Below are 569 nucleotides of genomic sequence, written 5' to 3' on the forward strand. Positions count from 1 at the left end.
TGCGCGGCGATAAACAGTTGCCAGAGAGGTAGCTCGGGCTTGAGAGATTTTGCCGCTAAGGCAGCACTGTAGTGTCCAATTAACATGTGACATCCTTGTGGTTTACGTTGCCCAGTAGGCGGTTAGAAAGACAGCCTTGTTAGGGCGCTCTATTGTTGTGCGAATAAACGGCCACTTTATCCTAGTTGCCCGCATATTTCACCTTGGTCAATCTATTGTCTGTACGACCTAACTAGTTGAATGTTCGACAATTTATTGCCGTGGTTGATTCGATTCCAAAGGCTCGGCCATAGGGTCTGGCGCCGCCGCTAAGTCTACTGGGTGCAATGTTGCCGATTTCCGATCACCTAATTCCGCAACCAACATGCCTGCGATAATCGCCGCTGCGCCAAACCACCCCATTAGGCCGAGCCGTTCGTCGAGCCATATGGCGCCGGCCACGTGAGCGAAAATGGGCTCTAAAGCGAAGACAAGCGCGACTTTGTGCGCTTCTAAGGTTTTTTGGCAGCTGGTTTGCACCCAGAACCCAAACGCCGTTGACAGCAAGCCCATCCAAAGAAAGGCACCAA

1 protein-coding gene is annotated in these 569 nt (G+C 51.8%); it reads right to left on the reverse strand.

Features of this window, described 5'->3' with window-relative positions:
* Positions 1-252 precede the first annotated feature (252 nt).
* A partial coding sequence (locus ACFQEU_RS17675; protein ID WP_379784273.1) for an EamA family transporter occupies positions 253-569 on the reverse strand: 317 nt, incomplete at its 5' end.

The sequence above is a fragment of the Halorubrum tibetense genome (genome assembly GCF_042661865.1).
Lineage (GTDB): Archaea > Halobacteriota > Halobacteria > Halobacteriales > Haloferacaceae > Halorubrum > Halorubrum tibetense.